The sequence below is a fragment of the Hymenobacter nivis genome, assembly GCF_003149515.1.
GTDB lineage: Bacteria > Bacteroidota > Bacteroidia > Cytophagales > Hymenobacteraceae > Hymenobacter > Hymenobacter nivis.
This window is the reverse complement of record NZ_CP029145.1, coordinates 1,252,577-1,270,355: the sequence shown is the minus strand read 5'-3', so window position 1 is coordinate 1,270,355 and position 17,779 is coordinate 1,252,577. Positions and strand designations below refer to the sequence as shown.

The 17,779-nt window shown below is 62.5% G+C and carries 15 protein-coding genes; 4 read left to right on the top strand and 11 right to left on the bottom strand.

Annotation, left to right across the window (positions count from 1 at the left end):
• Positions 1 to 65 precede the first annotated feature (65 nt).
• From accC to DDQ68_RS05455, 10 genes are all read right to left on the bottom strand, one after another.
• The gene (gene accC, locus DDQ68_RS05500) at positions 66 to 1,409 is read right to left on the bottom strand and encodes an acetyl-CoA carboxylase biotin carboxylase subunit (protein ID WP_109655412.1); all 1,344 of its coding nucleotides are present in this window, start codon (positions 1,407 to 1,409) and stop codon (positions 66 to 68) included.
• Positions 1,410 to 1,576: 167 nt separating this feature from the next.
• A complete protein-coding gene (accB, locus tag DDQ68_RS05495) occupies positions 1,577 to 2,023 on the bottom strand; it encodes an acetyl-CoA carboxylase biotin carboxyl carrier protein (protein WP_109655411.1) in 447 nt (148 codons plus the stop codon).
• A 28-nt stretch (positions 2,024 to 2,051) separates the two neighbouring features.
• Positions 2,052 to 2,615 carry an elongation factor P gene (gene efp / locus DDQ68_RS05490; protein ID WP_109655410.1) on the bottom strand — a complete coding sequence of 188 codons (564 nt, stop codon included), beginning with the start codon at positions 2,613 to 2,615 and terminating at the stop codon, positions 2,052 to 2,054.
• 101 nt (positions 2,616 to 2,716) lie between these two features.
• On the bottom strand, positions 2,717 to 3,709 hold the full coding sequence (locus tag DDQ68_RS05485; RefSeq protein ID WP_109655409.1) for a beta-ketoacyl-ACP synthase III: 993 nt from the start codon (positions 3,707 to 3,709) through the stop codon (positions 2,717 to 2,719).
• Positions 3,710 to 3,845: 136 nt separating this feature from the next.
• Positions 3,846 to 4,787: a phosphate acyltransferase PlsX gene (gene plsX / locus DDQ68_RS05480; RefSeq protein WP_109655408.1), complete on the bottom strand. Its 942-nt coding sequence runs from the start codon at positions 4,785 to 4,787 to the stop codon at positions 3,846 to 3,848.
• 122 nt (positions 4,788 to 4,909) lie between these two features.
• Entirely contained in the window at positions 4,910 to 5,134 is a 225-nt protein-coding gene (gene rpmF, locus DDQ68_RS05475; protein ID WP_068232288.1) for a 50S ribosomal protein L32, read from the bottom strand.
• A 136-nt stretch (positions 5,135 to 5,270) separates the two neighbouring features.
• On the bottom strand, positions 5,271 to 5,804 hold the full coding sequence (locus DDQ68_RS05470) for a YceD family protein (RefSeq protein ID WP_109655407.1): 534 nt from the start codon (positions 5,802 to 5,804) through the stop codon (positions 5,271 to 5,273).
• A 96-nt stretch (positions 5,805 to 5,900) separates the two neighbouring features.
• Complete coding sequence (gene pdxA, locus DDQ68_RS05465) at positions 5,901 to 6,935, bottom strand: 4-hydroxythreonine-4-phosphate dehydrogenase PdxA (protein ID WP_109655406.1); 1,035 nt, start codon at positions 6,933 to 6,935, stop codon at positions 5,901 to 5,903.
• Between the two features lie 143 nt (positions 6,936 to 7,078).
• A complete protein-coding gene (locus tag DDQ68_RS05460) occupies positions 7,079 to 8,548 on the bottom strand; it encodes a leucyl aminopeptidase family protein (protein WP_109655405.1) in 1,470 nt (489 codons plus the stop codon).
• Between the two features lie 94 nt (positions 8,549 to 8,642).
• Positions 8,643 to 11,465, bottom strand: a complete 2,823-nt coding sequence (locus DDQ68_RS05455) for a bifunctional transaldolase/phosoglucose isomerase (RefSeq protein ID WP_109655404.1) — start codon at positions 11,463 to 11,465, stop codon at positions 8,643 to 8,645.
• 168 nt (positions 11,466 to 11,633) lie between these two features.
• Here DDQ68_RS05455 and DDQ68_RS05450 point away from each other — a divergent pair, with 168 nt between their 5' ends.
• From DDQ68_RS05450 to DDQ68_RS05440, 3 genes are all read left to right on the top strand, one after another.
• Entirely contained in the window at positions 11,634 to 12,371 is a 738-nt protein-coding gene (locus DDQ68_RS05450; RefSeq protein ID WP_162549874.1) for a 3'-5' exonuclease, read from the top strand.
• A complete protein-coding gene (locus DDQ68_RS05445; protein WP_245897327.1) occupies positions 12,364 to 14,280 on the top strand; it encodes a DUF294 nucleotidyltransferase-like domain-containing protein in 1,917 nt (638 codons plus the stop codon). Before DDQ68_RS05450 ends, DDQ68_RS05445 begins: the two co-directional genes overlap by 8 nt.
• Before the next feature lie 188 nt (positions 14,281 to 14,468).
• Positions 14,469 to 15,473 carry an IS701 family transposase gene (locus tag DDQ68_RS05440; RefSeq protein WP_109654472.1) on the top strand — a complete coding sequence of 335 codons (1,005 nt, stop codon included), beginning with the start codon at positions 14,469 to 14,471 and terminating at the stop codon, positions 15,471 to 15,473.
• 148 nt (positions 15,474 to 15,621) lie between these two features.
• Here the strand turns inward: DDQ68_RS05440 and DDQ68_RS05435 are convergent, their stop codons facing one another.
• Positions 15,622 to 16,683, bottom strand: coding sequence for a LacI family DNA-binding transcriptional regulator (locus tag DDQ68_RS05435; RefSeq protein ID WP_109655401.1), 1,062 nt, complete (start codon positions 16,681 to 16,683; stop codon positions 15,622 to 15,624).
• A 187-nt stretch (positions 16,684 to 16,870) separates the two neighbouring features.
• On the opposite strand from DDQ68_RS05435, the gene rsmA reads away from it, so the two are divergent.
• Positions 16,871 to 17,680, top strand: coding sequence for a 16S rRNA (adenine(1518)-N(6)/adenine(1519)-N(6))-dimethyltransferase RsmA (rsmA, locus tag DDQ68_RS05430; RefSeq protein WP_109655400.1), 810 nt, complete (start codon positions 16,871 to 16,873; stop codon positions 17,678 to 17,680).
• Positions 17,681 to 17,779 lie beyond the last annotated feature (99 nt).

The following is a 17,779-nucleotide window of genomic DNA, read 5'->3' as shown; positions in this document are numbered from 1 at the left end:
AAGCCACAAAAAAGCGTGCCCGATAGCATCGGGCACGCTTCTAACAAACTGAAACGAGGTAGTGGCTACACCGTCGAGAAATCAAACGTCTCCAGAAAGGCCGTCGTGAAATGGCCTTCCTTGAATTGCTCGTTGTCCATCAGGGCGAGGTGGAAGGGAATGGTCGTTTTCACGCCTTCCACCACGAACTCGCTCAGGGCCCGCTTCATTTTCACGATGCACTCCTCGCGGGTTTGGGCCACGGTAATGAGCTTGGCAATCATCGAGTCGTAGTTGGGCGGAATCTGGTAGCCCGCGTACACGTGCGTGTCCACGCGCACGCCGTGGCCGCCGGGGATGTGCAGCGTGGTGATGCGGCCCGGGGCCGGCCGGAAGTTGTTGCGCGGATCCTCGGCGTTGATGCGGCACTCCATGGCGTGCATCTTGGGGTAGTAGTTTTTGCCTGAAATCGGGATGCCCGCCGCTACCTTGATTTGCTCCTTAATCAGGTCGTAGTTGATGATTTCCTCCGTTACCGGGTGCTCCACCTGGATGCGGGTGTTCATTTCCATGAAGTAGAAATCCCGGTTTTTATCCACCAGAAACTCAATCGTGCCCACGCCCTCGTAGCCAATGGCCGCGGCCCCGGCGATGGCCGCCGCGCCCATTTTCTCGCGCAGCTCGTCGGTCATAAACGGCGAGGGGGCCTCCTCCACCAGCTTCTGGTGGCGGCGCTGGATGGAGCAGTCGCGCTCCGAGAGGTGGCATACGTGGCCAAACTGGTCGCCCACGAGCTGCACCTCAATGTGGTGGGGCTCCACCACGTACTTCTCCAGGTACATGCCGTCGTTGCCAAAGGCGGCCTTCGACTCGGTGCGGGCGTCGTCCCAGGCTTTCTGGAACTCGTCGTCGCCGTGGATGATGCGCATGCCGCGCCCGCCGCCGCCGGCCGTGGCCTTGAGGATAACGGGGTACTTGATTTTAGCCGCAATTTTCTTCCCCTGCTCCACCGAGTCGAGCAGGCCCACCGAGCCCGGAATGCACGGCACGCCGGCCTTGATCATCGTGGCCTTGGCGGTGGCCTTATCGCCCATCTGGTTGATCATCTCGGGCGAGGCCCCGATGAACTTGATGCCGTTTTCCTGGCAGATGCGCGAGAATTCTGCGTTTTCGCTCAAAAAGCCGTAGCCCGGGTGAATGGCGTCGGCGTTGGTGATTTCGGCCGCCGCAATCAAATTCGGCATGCTCAGGTACGAGAGCGCCGAGGCTGGGGGCCCGATGCATACCGCCTCGTCGGCAAACTTCACGTGCAGGCTTTCCTTGTCGGCGGTCGAGTACACGGCCACCGTTTTGATGCCCATTTCCTTGCAGGTGCGGATGATGCGCAAGGCAATTTCGCCCCGGTTGGCAATGAGGATTTTCTTGAACATGGGTTGTTGGAAAATTCGGGAGGATGGGTGAAAAAAACTGTCATCCTGCGCGCAGCAAAGGACCTTAGCAGGGCAGAACGTTTAGCGGTATTTTTTTAATTACTGCAAAACGTTCAAAAGTCCCCAGGTCCTTCGCTGCACGCAGGATGACATAATAAAGACAGCACCTACTCAATCAGGAACAGCGGCTGGTCGTACTCCACCGGGGTGGCGTTTTCCACCAGCGCCTTCACGATGCGGCCGCTCTGCTCGGCCTCAATCTCGTTGAATAGCTTCATGGCCTCGATGATGCAAATCACCTGGCCTTTTTCCACCACGTCGCCCACCTGCACGAAGGCCGGTGAATCGGGCCCGTTGCTGCGGTAGAATGTGCCAATCATGGGGGCCTTCAGGGCCGTTTGGCTGGCGGCCGGGGCTGCGGGGGCCGCCGCTGGGGCCGGCGCAGCCCCGGCCGGAGCAGTAGCAGCCGGCGCCGGGGCGGCCATGCTCACCACCTGTTTGGTGGTGGGGTCGCGCTGCACCGAAATCTTGAACTCGTCGGTTTCGATGTTTACCTTGTTCAGGCCCGACTTGGCAATGAAATCGAGTAATTCCTGTAGTTCTTTGGCTTTCATGGGGGGTTCCTTTTTGGGCGATGGGTCTTTACTTGACTCTTTCGACATAGGTATAGGTGCGGGTGTCAACCCGAATTTTAGTATCCTGATCGATGAAGAGCGGCACCTGTACCCGGGCCCCGGTTTCCATGATGGCGGGCTTGAGCGTGTTGGTAGCCGTGTCGCCGCGCAGGCCGGGCTCGGTATAAGTCACCATTAGCTCTACGGTGGTGGGCAGCTCGGCGGTGAGGGGCAGCTCGGTTTCGGCGTGCATGAGGATGGTCAAGGCCTGGCCTTCCTTCATCAGGTCGGCGAAGGGCAGCATGGCCTCGGGCAGCACAATCTGCTCAAACGTGTCGGTGTCCATGAACGTGTAGCCGTAGTCGTCCTTGAACAGGTACTGGTGCGGGCGCTGCTCCACGCGGGCGGTTTCCACCTTCACGCCGGCGTTGAAGGTGTTGTCAATCACGCGGCCGGTTTTAATGTTGCGCATTTTGGTGCGCACAAATGCGGGGCCCTTGCCGGGCTTCACATGCTGGAATTCGGTGATGACGTGCAACTCCCCGTTGTAGTTGAGCACAAGCCCGTTGCGAAAATCGGCGGTACTGGCCATGATTTTTAATTTTTGAATTATGAATTAGAAATTATGAATTGGAAAATTGAATTACGAACCGCCGGAACAGCGATTCATAATTCATAATTTTTAATTCATAATTAACTGTTATACGCCCACTTCAGGTACACCGAGCCCCAGGTGAAACCGCCACCGAAGGCGGCCAGGATGAGGTTGTCGCCGCGGCGCAGCTGGCTTTCGTAGTCGGCCAAGCACAGCGGAATGGTGCCGTTGGTGGTGTTGCCGTAGCGCTGAATGTTGAGCATGATCTTCTCGGGGCCCACACCCATGCGGTGGGCCGTGGCGTCGATGATGCGCTTATTGGCCTGGTGAGGCACTAGCCAGGCCACGTCGTCGTTGCCGAGGTGGTTGCGCTCCATCACCTGGGCGGCCACGTCGGCCATGCTTTTCACGGCAAACTTGAACACGGTGGCCCCTTCCTGGTAAATGTAGTGCTCGCGCCGGTCCACGGTTTCATGCGTGGGCGGGCGGCGGCTGCCGCCGGCTTTCTGGTGCAAGTAGGCCTCGCCGCTGCCGTCGGTGCGCAGCACCTGGTCGAGCAGGCCGTAGCCTTCAGTGTTGGGTTCGAGCAGCACGGCCCCGGCCCCGTCGCCAAACAATATGCAGTTGGCGCGGTCGGTGTAGTCTACGATGGACGACATTTTGTCGGCCCCCACCACAATCACTTTCTTGTAGGTGCCCGCCTGGATGAACTGGGCCCCGGTGGCCAGCGCAAACAGAAAGCTCGAGCAGGCCGCGTTCATGTCGTAGCTAAACGCCTTGGTAATGCCCACCCCGTTGGAAATGATGTTGGCCGTGGCCGGAAACAGCACATCGGGCGTGGTAGTGGCACAAATTAGTAGTTCTATTTCGTCGGGGTGGGTACCAGTTTTTTCCAGCAGCTGTTGCACGGCCTTGGTGCCCAGCACGGAGGTGCCCTGGTTGTCGCCCTTCAAAATACGCCGCTCCTTAATGCCCGTGCGCGTGGTGATCCACTCGTCGGTGGTGTCCACCATTTTTTCGAGTTCCTGGTTAGTCAGCACGTAATCGGGTACGTAGGAACCTATCCCGGTAATGGCAGCGGTAATCTTCATACGGGCAAAAGTAGGGGCCGGGCGGGAGAAACAAGGGCGAAGGCCGGGGCGAGCCCGTCCGGCGGGGCCCTAACCAGCTTATTACCAAAAAATCCGGCCGAAGCCGGATTTTTCAGCCGGGGGCCGTGGCCCCCGGTCAGGATTTAAAAGTAGCTTTAATTTGGTCGACAATGCCGGAGGCGGCCATGTTGTAGCCCTGCACCAGCATGTTGCCAACGGCCATGGGCGTGCTGCGCCCGTGGCCGATGATGGCGTTGTCGTTGATGCCCAGGATGGGCGAGCCCCCAATGGCCTCGTAGTTGAAGCGGTCGAAGAACGGGTCGTGCATGTTTTTCTCGGCCAGGATTTCGTACACCGACTCAGCCATCTTCAGCAGGATGTTGCCTGTGAAGCCGTCGCAGACTACCACATGGGCCTTGCCGTTGAACAGGTCGCGGCCTTCGAGGTTGCCTACGAAGTCGATGTGAGGGTTTATTTTCAGCAGCTGGTGGGCCGCCTGGGTAAGGGCCGTGCCCTTGCCTTCTTCCTCGCCGAGGTTCATCAGGCCCACTCGGGGGTGGGCAACGCCCAGTACATACTGGGCGTAAAGCGAGCCAAGCTCGCCAAACTGCTCCAGCATTTCGGGTTTGCACTCGGCGTTGGCTCCCACGTCGAGCAGGATGCCGAACTCGCCGTTGAGCTTGGGGACGAAGTTGGCGATGGCCGGCCGCAATACGCCCGGCACTGTTTTCACCGTGAACATGGCGCCCACGAGCATAGCCCCCGTACTACCGGCCGAGCAAAACGCTTCGACTTCGCCGCTGTGCAGTAGGCGGTAGCCCACGGCAATGCTGGAATCCTGCTTTTGCTGGTAGGCCTTGGTGGGGTGCTCGCCCATCTCAATGACTTGCGAGGCGGGCACGAACTCAAATGCGCCCGGTGCGAAGCCGGTGGTGGGCAGCAAGGGCCGCACCGCGTCTTCCTGGCCAATTAAAACGATGGTGGCTTTGCCGGCGAGCCGTTCGGCGGCCAGCAACGCCCCCGCGACGGCAGCCTGGGGGGCGAAATCGCCGCCCATGGCGTCCAGGGCAATTTTCATGAACAAGTAATTAGGAATTCAGCGGATAGGGTTCCCACAAAAAAGCATCCCGAACCGGCCCCCGTCCGGGGAGGGGGCCGGCCCGGAATGCCTCCGGTGCCGCGAAGTAACGACTTCGCGGGCTATTCCTCGTCGGTATCGGGCGCGGCCGCGGCGGCCACTTTGCTGAAGTTCTTGATGGCTACTTTGCCGTGCAGGTACAGGTCGCCGTCAACCACATAGGCCTTGTGGCGCAGGTGTAGCTCACCGGTGTTCGAGCACAGGGTCACGGCCTTAGGGGTCAGTTTGTGGTGGCTGCGGCGTTTGTCGCGGACGGAAGAAGAGGTGCGGCGCTTAGGATGGGCCATGAGTCAGGGAGTGTTGAAAGTGGGGATTTTGAGTGAAGGGCACGGCCGACGGAGGCCGTATAGGGAACAAATTGATAACGCGCCGGCGCCAGCCGGTGGACTGACCTCCCCGGGCCAGCCTATGAAATCAACGGGGTTAGTTTAAGTTTCGGAGGGCAGCCCAGCGCGGGTCGGCCGGCTCGTCATCATCGGAGGCGTCCTGGTCGCGGCTGGTCGAAAAAATGTGTTTGGTGGGCGCGTCGGGGTATTCGTCGGGCTCGTTTTGGAAGCGCGGGTGCAGCCGTTTCATGGGCAGCGCCAGGCCAATGTAGTCGTAGAGGTGCTGGGCGAGGGGCAAAACCTGGGTGTCGGGCGTGATTTGCAACACGTTGTCGTCCAGCTCTTTGTTCTCTTCGCCGAAGCGCACCAGCAGCGTTTCTTCGATGTCCAGCGGCTGGTCGTAATCGTCGAGGCTGCGGTCGCAGGCCAGGCCCACGGTACCCGTGATGTGGAAGTTGAGTGTAAGCAGGCGCTCGGTGCGCGTGGCCTCGACTTCGGCGTGCAGCTGGCCCTGCTCCACGAGCGGGGTTTCGAAGAGGGCGAAGAAATCGGGCCCCAGCTCGTAGTCGAAGCGAACCGTTTTGGGGCCCAGCTTCACCAGATTTAAGTCGTATTGGCTTTCTTTTTTCACGGTGTACGCACTAGCAGGGGGCAAAAGTACGAAAATTCAGTGATTAGGCAAGCATGCGGCGCCATGTTGACCCCCAACGCTCTGCCCGAAAGCGGCTTACCGGGCGCTGCGCGGCTCGGCGGCCTCCTGGCGCTGCCGCCAGATGTCGGCCGCCATGAATACGGCCGCCCGGAACGACGACGCATCGGCGCGGTACTGGCCGGCAATGCCGTAGGCTGTGCCGTGGTCGGGCGAGGTGCGTACTACCGGCAGGCCGGCGGTGAAGTTGACGCCCCGCTCAAAGGCCAGCAGCTTGAACGGAATCAGCCCCTGGTCGTGGTAGAGCGACAGGGTAGCGTCGAACTGCCGGAACTGCCCATTGCCGAAGTAGCCGTCGGCCGGGTAGGGCCCGAATACGAGGTGGCCGTCGTGCAGAAACTGCTTAAGCACGGGCTCTACCACGGCAATTTCTTCGCCGCCGAGCAGACCGTTTTCGCCGGCGTGGGGGTTGAGGCCCAGCACGGCCACGCGGGGCTTGTCGATACCAAAATCCGTTTTCAACGACTTGAGCAGCAGCTGAATCTTCTTGCGCAGCAGGTCGGGCGTGAGGCGGGCGGGCACGTCGCGCAGGGCCACGTGGCCGGTGGCGGTGGCCACGCGCAGGCCCGACTCGTCGTCGGCCAGCAGCATCAGGCTCTCGGGGGCCCCAAAGTAGGCCGTCAGGAACTCGGTGTGGCCGGGGTAGCGGAAGTCGGGCCCCTGGGTGTTGTCCTTGCTGATGGGGGCCGTCACGAGGCCGTCGAGTAGGCCGGCCTTAAGGTCGCGGCTGGCGGCGAGCAGGCTCTCGCGGGCCGCCTGCCCGGTCGCGGCCGAGGGCTGCCCGGGGGCCAGGTGGAAGTCTTCGTCCCAGCAGGTCACGGCATTCAAGCGGCCGGGGGCAATGTCGGCGGCATCGCGCAGTTGCCGGAAAGCCAGCGGCTCGGCGTCTTCGGCCACCGGAAATTCGTCGAACAGGGCCGTGGCCGTGCCGTACACCACGGGGGTGCACAAGCGGAGAATTCGCTCGTCGAGCAGGGTTTTGTAAATGACTTCGGGGCCGATGCCGGCGAGGTCGCCCACGGAAAAACCGAGGCGGGGGAGGGGGCGTGACATTATAGAGGTAAGAGCTGATTTTTAGAAGCTAGATCGTCATGCCATCTGGCGTTCGCGCAGCCGAAGCAACTCTGCTGCGGTAGTAAATAATTACTCAGCGGGAAAGATGCTTCGGTTGCGCGGACGCCAGATGGCATGACGGTCTACTTATTCAAGGTATTTAATTGCTTGGTCAGAAACTCATAAAGCAACCGTACGCCGACGCCCGTGCCGCCCTTACCGCGGTAGTTGTCGGGGGCCGTCAGGAAGGCGGGTCCGGCGATATCGAGGTGCAGCCAGGGGTAGCCTTCGGCGAAGCGCTCCAGGAATTTGGCGGCCGAGATGTGGCCGGCCTCGCCCTTGCCCAAGTTGCTCAGGTCAGCGATGTCGGACTTGATGTGGTCGGCGTACTCGTCCCAAAGTGGGAATTCGACCAGGCGCTCGTGCGTGCGGTGGCCGGCGGCGTGCAGCTGCTGCACCGTGGGGGCCCCAGCGGTGCCCAGCACGGCGCTGCCCTCGGTGCCAATGGCGCGCACGGCGGCCCCGGTGAGGGTAGCTAGGTCAATCACCAATTCCGGGTCGTACTTCTTGGCGAAGCTGAGGGCGTCGGCCAGCAGCAGGCGGCCTTCGGCGTCGGTGTTCTTCACTTCCACCGTCAGGCCGCTGTGCATCGTGATGACGTCGCCGGGCACGAAGGCGAGGCCCCCGGGGCGGTTGTCGGTGGCGGGCACCAGGCCGATGACGTGCAGCGGCACCTGGTTTTTGGCCAGCGCGTAGAGTGTGCCGGCCACGGCCGCGCCGCCAGCCATGTCGCACTTCATCAGGTCCATGCTGTTGGGCGTGGGCTTGAGGCTGAGTCCCCCGGTGTCGAACACCACGCCCTTGCCCACCAGCACGTAGGGCTTGGCATTCTGCGCGTTGGCCGGCTTCCACTCCAGGATGCTGAACGTGGGTGGCTCGGGCGAGCCCAGGTTCACGGCCAGCAGGCCGCCCATGCGCAGGGCCTCGATGCGGGCCAGGTCCAGGATATCGGTGGTGTAGCCGGCCTCGTCGCCGGCGGCCGCCATGCGCTCGGCAAACTGCTCGGCGTTGAGCTTGTTGACGGGCGCGTTCACCAGGTCGCGGGCCAGGGCCACGCCTTGCAGTACGTGGGCCAGCGCGCTAACCTCCGCCGCGGTGGCCGCATCGCCCACCAGCGTGATGGTGGTCAGGGCCGGCGCTTTGCGCGATTTCTCATCGGTTTTATAGCCTTCAAACTGGTAGGCCGTCAGGGCCAGGCCTTCGGCCATCGCCAGGGCCCCAGCGGGCTCGTCGGTCAGGTTCTGGATGAAAACCTCGGCTACTTTTTCTGCTTTCAGCAGGCTGTGGAGCTGGTGGCCACTGCGGCGCAGGGCTTCCAGTCTCTGGTCGGCGGTAGGCTTGTCGGCCAGCACCACGTAGTAGTGCTGGTGGCTAAAGTGGTTGAGGTGAACGAGTTTCTGGTGGTCGGCTAAAGCCGTTTCGATGTAGGCGCGGGCCGCTTCGGGCAGGTCGCCGGCCGCCGCGGTGGGTAGCGCGGTGGTGCCGTGGGGCAGCAGAAAAACCTGGGTGGCATGGGCCGAGGCCGTGGCCGCGTGGGCAAGTTGGGGAAGCATGGACAAGGAGTAAAGGCAGAATATAAGAGAACCACAAACTTAGCAAAAAGGCCCGCCGTGCGGTGCGCGGCGGGCCTTTGCGGGGCGTTGGCGGCTAGGCCTGGACGTCGAAAGCTGTTTGGATGGCTTGCACGCCTTGCAGCGCATCGGCGCCGAGGTGCACGTGCAGGGCCCGGCGCTCGTACTTCTGCAGGGCCTCCAGGTCGCCCTGGGCCTGGGCATTTTCGAGGGTGCCGAAGGTGTAGGAGCGGCCCGGCAGCGGCAGGTCGGGGGTGTGGTCGGCGGTGAGCTGCAAGAACAGGCCGGTGTTGGGCCCCCCCTTGTGGTACTGGCCGGTGGAGTGCAAGAAGCGCGGGCCGTAGCCGAACGTGGTGGCCGTATGCAGGCGCGTCATTAGGCTGGTGCGCAGCTTGTTGAAGGCCGAGTTTAGCTCCGGCGACTCGGTGAGGTAGGCCTGAATGCACACGAAATCACCCGCTTTGGCCTGCTTAAAGAAATCGGCAATCAGGTGCTTGGCGTCGGCGGCTTTCGGTACGCCGTAGTAGTCGAGGCCGCCGGCTGATAGAGCTTTTTCCTGGGCGGGCAGGTGGCCTTTGTCGGCCACCACTTTCATCAGGCGGTCGGTAGCCGTTTTGCTTTCCTGCACGTTGGGCTGGTCGAAGGGGTTGATGCGCAGCACGGCGCCCACCACCGAAATGGCCATCTCCCAGCGGAAAAACTCCTGGCCCAGGTCTAGCGCATCCTTCAACATAATGCTGATGACGGGGTGGCCGGCGGCTTCCAACGCCTTCAGCTTGGCCTTGTTGTCAGCGTCGGCTTCGCTCTCGTAGCCCACGTACACGAACACCCGGTCCTTACCGTACACGTCCGGGGCCCCCACGGGCTCGCCGGCCACGGGCAAAATGCCCTTGCCGTGCTTGCCGGTGCTCTCGGCCGTGAGCTGCTCCAGCCACAGGCCCAGGTCGCTCAGTGACGGCGGCGTTATCAGCGTCAGCTTGTCGCGGCCCTGCGTGGCCAGCACACCCAGGGCCGTGCCCAGGGCCAGGCCGGGGTTTTGGTCCACGGGGCCGTAGGCGCCGCAAGCGCGCATCATGCGGATGGCACGCTCCAGGATGTCGCCCACGTTCAGGCCGTACAGCGCGGCCGGCACCAGGCCGAAGTAGGTGAGGGCCGAGAAGCGGCCACCCACGGCCTCAAAGTTGAGGAACACGCGGCGGTAGCCCAGCTCGTTGGCCGTGGCGATGAATTTCGAGCCCGGGTCGGTGATGGCCACGAAGTTCTCGCCAGCCTTGTCGCCCTTAATGGCCTTCACCTTGTCGTAAAAGTAATCGCCGAAGGCCAGCGGCTCGGCCGTGGTGCCCGACTTGCTGGCTACGATGAACAGCGTATCGGCCAGCGGCAGCGTCTCGGCAAAGTGGCGCACCGTGCCGGGGTCGGTGGTGTCGAGGATGGAGATGGGCAGGCCGCCTTCGCCCTGCGGGAAGCATTTCTGGAACACGATGGGGGCCATTGAGCTGCCGCCCATGCCCATCACCAGCACATGCTTGAAGCCGGCGGCCTTCACCTCGTTCACGAACGTTTCAAGGGCTGGCACGGCCGCCACCATCGTTTCGGCTACCCGGAGCCAGCCCGTGAAGTCGCGGATGCTTTGCTGGGCCGCTGCGTCGTCGGTCCATAGCGCGGCGTCCTGGTTCCAGAAGCCCTGGGTGAACTGGGCGGCGTTAAACGCTTGCAGCTTAGTATCTACTGCGCCCTGGTACTGGCCCAGCTGCAACGTGGCGGGGGTCGTGGTTTCGGCCAGGGCGGCCACGCGCTTCTTGTCGATCGAGTCCATCAGCTTGCCGAAGGGCTCGTTGAATTTCTTGGCGCCGTCCACCTCCAGTTCGTGGGCCAGGGCTTCGAGGTCGAGGCCCACGGTGGGCAGCGCTTTCAGCACGGCGGCCACCTGCTCGAGGTTGTCTTCGAGGCGCACGGCGGGCTGGCCCTTCTCGCGGAACAGGTTCAGCGTGTCCAGCGGAATGGTATTCACGGTGTGGGCCCCAATCAGGCCGTCCACGTATTTTAGGTCGTCGTACTTCGGGTTTTTGTTGCCCGTGCTGGCCCACAGCAGGCGCTGCGACTCGGCGCCCTTGGCCTTCAGCGCCTCCCAACGGGGCCCCGCGAATATCTTTTTGTAGTCCTGGTACGCCTGCTTGGCGCTGGCCACGGCTACCTGGCCCACCAGGGGCCCGGCGATTTTGGCTTGGTCGCCGCCGGCGGCTACTATTTTCTCCAGCTGCGGGTCAATCAGCACGTCGATGCGGCTGAGGAAGAAGCTGGCTACCGAGTCGACGCGGTCGATGGGCTGGCCGGCCTTTACCCGGTCTTCGAGGCCCGCGAGGAAGGCGTCGGCCACGGCCTTGTAGCGCTCCACGCTGAAAATCAGCGTCACGTTTACGTTCACGCCTTCCGAAATCAGCTTGCGGATGGCGGGCAGGCCCTCCAGCGTGGCGGGCACCTTGATCATCACGTTGGGCCGGTCCACGGCTTTCCAGAAGCGCAGGCCCTCGGCGATGGTGCCGGCGGTGTCGTTCACCAGCTTGGGCGATACTTCGAGGCTCACGTAGCCGTCGCCGGCGTTGCCCGTGCCGTCGTACAGCGCCTGAAACAGGTCGCAGGCGGCCTGTACATCGGCAATGGCCAGGGCTTCGTAGATGTCGTTGGTCGACTTGCCTTGCAGGGCCAGCGCCTTGATGGCGGAGTCGTAGTCGTCGCTGCCGCCGATGGCCTTCTCGAAAATGGCGGGGTTGGACGTGACGCCGCGCAGCTGGTCGTCGGTGATGAGCTTCTGCAACTCGCCGTTGATGAGGATTTTGCGGCGGATGAAGTCGAGCCAGATGCTTTGGTCGAGGGGGCGGATGGCAACCAGTGGGTTCATAACGGAGGGGAGTGAGCAGAGAAGCGGGTGCGAAGGTGGGCTTTCTTTGCGAAACCACCGCCTTGTTTACGCAAGAAGCAGCACCGTTGGGGGCCCAGCGGCCAGGTTTTGCTCGCCGGGGCCCCTAGCTTTGCGCCGCCCGCCATCTTTTTTCGCCCGCTCCGCCCGGTGCAAGACTACCTGCTCTTCGTCGATACCGAGACCACTGGCCTGCCCGCCGGCTGGCGGCGGCCCTACGCCGACGACGCAGCCTGGCCCCACCTGGCCCAGCTGGCCTGGGTGGTGTACACCCGCGCCGGGGCCCTGGTGAAGGCCGAAAACCACTACCTGCGCGTGCCCGCCAGCACCATGCAGCCCGCGGCCCAGGCCATCCACGGCCTCAGCCCCGAGTTTCTGGCGGCCGAAGGCCAGGCGCTGGGCCCCGTGCTGGGGGCCTTGGCGGCCGACCTGGCGCAGTACCGGCCGCTGGTGGTGGGCCACTTCGTGCAGCTTGACTTTCATATGCTGGGCGTGGGCTTTCACCGGGCGGGGCTGCCCAACCCGCTGCCGGGGCTGCCCACGTTCTGCACCATGCTGCCCACCGGGCCCCTGGCGCGCGCGCTGGGGCCCCCGCCCGGCCGCGAGCTGCTGCGCCTGAACGAGCTCTACGAGTACCTGTTCCGCGAGCCGCTGGACCGTCACCACGATGCCCAAACCGACGCTGAGGCCACCGCCGCTTGCTTTTTTGAGCTGTGGCGCACCGGCTACCTCACCGAGGCCAGCCTCGCCCAGCAGGCCCCCCTAGCCGAGCCCGTGGCCGCGGGGCCCTTCGAGTGGCTGGGGCCCCGGGGATGGCGGTGGGCAGCCGGGGCGGCGGGCGCACTGGTGGCGCTTTTTCTCATTTGGCTATACTATTATTATGGATAACGTTTCGATGGGTAATCGCCTCGCTTTTTTGCAAACCGTGCCGCCCTTTAGTGAGCTGCCCACCGAGGTGCTGGCCGGCGTGGCCGACCTGCTCCAGGAGGTGGAATACGCCAAGGAAACCCTGATTTACAAGCAGGACGTGACCAAGCTGCGCGGCGTGGACCTGCTGGTAGCCGGCACCTACGAAACGTTTTTCTACGACAGCGAGCAGCACAAGCGCCTGCCCGAGGAGTACGGCCCAGGGGCCTGCTACGGCGGCATGTCCATTTTGCTGAATAAAAAGCGTTCCATCCGCACGGTGGTGGCGCGCAAGGGCACGCGGGTGTACTTCCTGCACCGGCGCGATTTTAGGGCCCTGTGCTTGGCCTACAAGGACTTCTTTCACTACTTCACCACCCGCTACGGCGAGCGGATGCTGAACGAGGAGTACGCCCACTTCATCCGCCCCACGGCCGCCCCGGAGGAAAACTTCATCGCCGCGGACCAGATTTATTCGCGCAAAATCGAAACCCTCGAAACCCGCGACTTAGTGGAGTGTCCCGGCGACACGCCCATCTTCGAGGCGGCCCAGCGCATGGCCCGCGGCAAGGTGAGCTGCCTGTTCGTGCGCGACGCCGGGGGCCCCATCGTGGGCTACGTGACGGACATTGTGCTGCGCGACGCCGTGGTGGCCAAGTGCCTGGACGCCAAGCGCCCGGTGGCCGATATCCTGGCCACGCCCATCGTGTCCATCGCCAGCGACGCCTTCGTGCACGAGGCCATTCTGCTGATGTTCCAGACCAAAACGCGCTACTTGCTCATCGAGAAAGGCGGCGAGTTTGTGGGCTTCCTCAGCCGCAATAAGCTGCTGAGCGACCTGGCCCAGTCGCCGTTCATGTTCATCCAGGCCGTGAAGCTGGCGCAGTCGCCGCGCGAGCTGCGGCTGCGCTGGCGCAAGGTGCCCGAAATTGTGAACCAGCTGCTGAGCCGTGGCGTGAAGGCCGAGCTAGTGAATCAGGTCATCACGACCGTGGCCGACACCATCGCCCTGAAGGTGATTGAGGGTGTGCTGGCCGAGATGGGCCCCGCGCCGGCCAAGTTCGTGTTTATGGTGCTCGGTAGCGAGGGCCGGCAGGAGCAAACCCTGCTCACGGACCAGGACAACGCCATCGTGTACGAGGACAAGGCCAACGAGCAGCGCGAGCTGGTGCGCGACTACTTCCTGCGCTTCGCCAGCACTGTGTCCGACCGCCTCGACCAGATTGGGCTGAGCCTGTGCACGGGCGGCTTCATTGCCCAAAACCCGCGCTGGACGCACTCACTCTCGCATTGGAAGCGTAATTACCACGAGTGGATCGACGACTCAAATCCGGAGACGGCCATGCAGTTTTCGACGTTTTTCGACTGCCGGTTTCTGTACGGCGAGCCCGAAATCATGGACGAGCTGCGCGCCTTTATCCGCACCGAGCTGGAGCGGCCCCTCGACCGCTTCCTGCACTACATGGCCACTAACGCCTTGCAGTACGAGCCGCCGCTCACGTTTTTCCGCAATTTCCGCACCTTCACGCAGGGCGACCAAAAGGTGTTTGACCTGAAGAAAACCATGACGCCCATCGTGGATTTGGTGCGCGTGTACGCCCTGCGCCACCAGGTGTTCCAAACCAACACCGGGGCCCGGCTGGCCCGGCTGCGCGCGCTCGGCGTGTTCACCGAAAAGGAGTATCAGGAGCTGCTGCAAGCCTACTACTACCTGATGGGGATGCGCTTGAAAAAGCAGGCCCGCCAGCTCATCGACGACCGGATGCCCGCCACCAACTACCTCGATCCCAAAGATTTAACCCAAGTGGAGCAAGTGACGCTGAAGGAGATTTTCAAGGTTATTGCCGATTTTCAAGTAAAAATCAAGATCATTTTCACGAAGGCTCTGTAAACGAAAGAAGCCGCCGTGGGGCCCCACGGCGGCTTCTTATGTAAATCCCAGGCCGTCATGCAGAGTGCAGCGAAGCATCTTCTATGAACTCCCAGACCGTTATCCTGAGCGCAGCTGAAGCATCTTTTCTGCGCCAGTAATCATAATTATAGGACTTACGCAAAAAGTGTAACTTGAAAGGAAAAGCCATGAAAGTGACGGCACAACTGTACGGGCAGTTTTTGGTGAGCAGCCAGGTCAACTACACGGGGACGTATCTGGCCGAGCATCTGGAGGGCCTCTCGCACGACAACGTGCGCTATTTTCTCAAAACCCGGCGTTTCACCCCCCGCCAGCTCTGGCAGCAAGTACGCCCACAGGTGATGCTCAGCGCGCGGGGCTACGTCCTGTTTGACGACACGGTGCTCGACAAGCACCACAGCCGGCGCATCGAACTCGTACGCCGCCAGTACAGCGGCAACGCCCACGGCGTGATTGCCGGCATCGGCCTGGTGACGTGTGTGTACGTCAACCCCGAAACCGACCAGTTCTGGCTCATTGACTACCGCCTTTTCGCCCCCGACACCGACGGCAAGACCAAGCTCGACCATGTGGCCGACATGCTCGGGCAATTGGCCCCGCGCAGTATCCCATACCGCACGGTGCTCATGGATAGCTGGTACGCCACCACGGCCCTGTTCAAGTGGCTGCTGGACGAAGGCAAAACATTTTACTGCCCGCTGAAAAGCAACCGGCTCGTCGATGATTCCGGCGGCCAGCAGCCCTACCAGCCCGTGGCCTGCCTGTGCTGGTCGGCCGCCGAAGTAGAAGCTGGCAAAATCCTGAAAGTGAAGGGCATGCCCAAAGATTTCAAACTGAAACTCTTCCGCGTACTGGTGTCCACCCACCGGACGGACTACCTCCTCACCAACGAGGTTGAGCCCTTGCACACGGCCGCTGCCGAACACGAAAGCAGCGTCCGCTGGACGATTGAGCAGTTTCACCGCGAACTCAAGCAACTCACCGGCGTGCAGGCCTGCCAGTGCCGGCTGGCCCGCAGTCAGCGCAATCATATTGCCCTGGCCGTGCGCGCTTGGACCTGCCTTAAACAAGCCGCCTACCAAACCAAACAAACCGTCTATCAGCTCAAACAAGGCTTTTTGGATGAGTATATGCGACATGAATTACGCCAGCCTTCGCTCGCGTTTGCGTAAGTCCTAAATTAGTTACGCGGGGAAGATGCTTCGCTGCGCTCGGCATGACGTTCTTTTTGCGCTACTTAACCTGATCACTGGCGCGGGAAAGATGCTTCGGCTGCGCTCAGGATGACGACCTACTTGCTCCGCTTATGTCCTGGGGGGCCTAAAACTCCCGCTGCACCACCGGATTTTCCTGGCCGAACAGCGACGACTCGCGCAGCATGAGCTGGGGCTTGAGCACGATGCGTGGGGGCGAGTAGTTGGGGGTGCGCTTGAGAATTTGCAGGAGCAGGTTCACGGCGGTTTCGCCCATTTGCTCGCCGCGCTGGTCCACGGCCGTTAGGCGCGGGTGCGTCATGGTGGTGAAGGGCTCATTGCTGAAGCAGGCGATGGCAAAGTCCTGCGGCACTCGGATGCGGTGGCTCTCAAGCACTTCCAGGGCCCCCACGGCAGGGAAGGCGTAGGCGGTAAACACGGCGTCGGGCCGCTCGGCCAAGCCCATGAGGTAGTCCATGCCGTCGCGGCCCGACTCCTGGTTCGAGCGCGGCAGCGAGTACACCAGGCGCTCGTCGAAGGGCAGGCCATGGGCCTCCAGGGCGGCCTGGTAGCCCAGCAACCGGTTGCGGCTGGTGTTGAGGTGCTGGGGCCCCGCGAAGTGGGCAATGCGCCGGCAGCCCTGCCGGATGAGGTGCGCCACGGCCTCGTAGGCCCCGAGGTGGTCGTCGAGCACCACGGCCGTGCTGCCGGGCAGGTCGGGCATGCGGTCGAAGAAAATGAGTGGCGTTCCCTGCTGCTGCACCTGGCGGAAGTGGCTGAGGTCCTGGTCGGTGCCTTTTGATACCGACACCAGAATGCCCTCAACCTGCGAGGCTAGCAAAGCCTCCACGTTCTGGCGCTCGCGCCGAATGTCTTCGTTCGACTGGCACATCATCACGTTGAAGCCGGCGCGGCTGGCAATTTTCTCGATGCCATTCATCACGGCCGGAAAAAAGTAGCCGTTGATGTGCGGCACAATAACGCCCACCGTGTTGCTGCGCCCCTTGCGTAGAGCGGCGGCCAGGCTGTTGGGCAGGTAATTCAGCTCCTGGGCCAGTTGGCGCACGCGCGCCTTGGTGGCCTCGCTGATGCTGGGGTGGTCGCTGAGGCCGCGCGAAACGGTGGACGTGGACAAGCCCAACTGCGCGGCGAGTTCGGCGATGGATATCCGCTTGTTAGTGCTGGGCAAAGCTCAAGATCTAATAAATCCGACGAGAAGGACCGGGCGGGCCGGCGGGGGTTGCGCCCCAACTGGCCTGTACAGTGCCCCAAGGTAGGAACGAATGCGGGTTTGGCCGGGCCTGGGGCCCTGCCGCGGGGCCCCGCGGGCTACCTTTGCAGCCCCGGCAGGCCCTTCCGCCGCGCCGGGGCCCCGCATGCACTCCCCCGTCAAACCCAAGAAACACCTCGGCCAGCACTTCCTCGCCGACCCCAACATCGCCCGCCGCATTGTGGGGGCCCTGCGCCTGCCCGATGGCGTGCGCGAAGTGCTCGAAATTGGCCCTGGTACGGGCGTGCTCACGCAATTTTTGCTGCAAGACCCGGCATTTACGACCAGCGTGGTGGAAATCGACCGCGAATCGGTGGTATATCTGGAGGCCACGTACCCGGCGCTGGCGCCGCGCATTTTCGCCACCGATTTCCTGAAGCAGGACGTCGGGGCCCTGTTTCCGGGCCAGCCGCTGGCCATCATCGGCAACTTCCCCTACAACATCAGCAGCCAGATTTTCTTCCAGGTGTTGGCGAATCGGCAGCAGGTGCGCGAGGTGGTGGGCATGATCCAAAAAGAAGTGGCCGAGCGCCTGGCCGAGCCGCCCGGCTCGAAAACCTACGGCATCCTGAGCGTGCTGCTGCAAGCGTTTTACGACATCGAATACCTGTTCACGGTGCCGCCGCACGTGTTCATCCCGCCGCCCAAAGTGGAGTCGGCCGTGGTGCGCCTCACCCGCAACGCCACCGAGCATCTGGGCTGCGACGAAAAGCTATTTTTCCGCGTCGTGAAGCAAGCCTTTTCCACCCGCCGCAAAACCCTGCGCAACGCCCTCAAGCCCCTGGGCCTCTCGCCCGAGGCGATGAGTGGGGAGATTTTCGACAAGCGCGCCGAGCAGTTGGGCATAGCGGAATTTGTGGGGCTGACGAAGCTGGTGGAAGCATTTAACGTAAAGTCCCGCCAAGTTGAAAATTAAGTTTCGCCAAGGAGGAACGCGCGTAGGGACTGTTTAAGTAGTCTCGAAACTCAGCATGACGGTCAATTCTGAATCTTAACTAACAAAACCAACTCAAAC

What these genes read in the sequence shown, in the direction of transcription:
- DDQ68_RS05485 (WP_109655409.1), bottom strand. Translation starts at nt 3,709, where the DNA reads ATGAAGATTACCGCTGCCATTACCGGGATAGGTTCCTACGTACCCGAT.
- DDQ68_RS05455 (WP_109655404.1), bottom strand. Translation starts at nt 11,465, where the DNA reads ATGAACCCACTGGTTGCCATCCGCCCCCTCGACCAAAGCATCTGGCTC.
- plsX (WP_109655408.1), bottom strand. Translation starts at nt 4,787, where the DNA reads ATGAAAATTGCCCTGGACGCCATGGGCGGCGATTTCGCCCCCCAGGCT.
- rpmF (WP_068232288.1), bottom strand. Translation starts at nt 5,134, where the DNA reads ATGGCCCATCCTAAGCGCCGCACCTCTTCTTCCGTCCGCGACAAACGC.
- rsmA (WP_109655400.1), top strand. Translation starts at nt 16,871, where the DNA reads ATGCACTCCCCCGTCAAACCCAAGAAACACCTCGGCCAGCACTTCCTC.
- DDQ68_RS05460 (WP_109655405.1), bottom strand. Translation starts at nt 8,548, where the DNA reads ATGCTTCCCCAACTTGCCCACGCGGCCACGGCCTCGGCCCATGCCACC.
- pdxA (WP_109655406.1), bottom strand. Translation starts at nt 6,935, where the DNA reads ATGTCACGCCCCCTCCCCCGCCTCGGTTTTTCCGTGGGCGACCTCGCC.
- accC (WP_109655412.1), bottom strand. Translation starts at nt 1,409, where the DNA reads ATGTTCAAGAAAATCCTCATTGCCAACCGGGGCGAAATTGCCTTGCGC.
- efp (WP_109655410.1), bottom strand. Translation starts at nt 2,615, where the DNA reads ATGGCCAGTACCGCCGATTTTCGCAACGGGCTTGTGCTCAACTACAAC.
- DDQ68_RS05445 (WP_245897327.1), top strand. Translation starts at nt 12,364, where the DNA reads ATGGATAACGTTTCGATGGGTAATCGCCTCGCTTTTTTGCAAACCGTG.
- DDQ68_RS05440 (WP_109654472.1), top strand. Translation starts at nt 14,469, where the DNA reads ATGAAAGTGACGGCACAACTGTACGGGCAGTTTTTGGTGAGCAGCCAG.
- accB (WP_109655411.1), bottom strand. Translation starts at nt 2,023, where the DNA reads ATGAAAGCCAAAGAACTACAGGAATTACTCGATTTCATTGCCAAGTCG.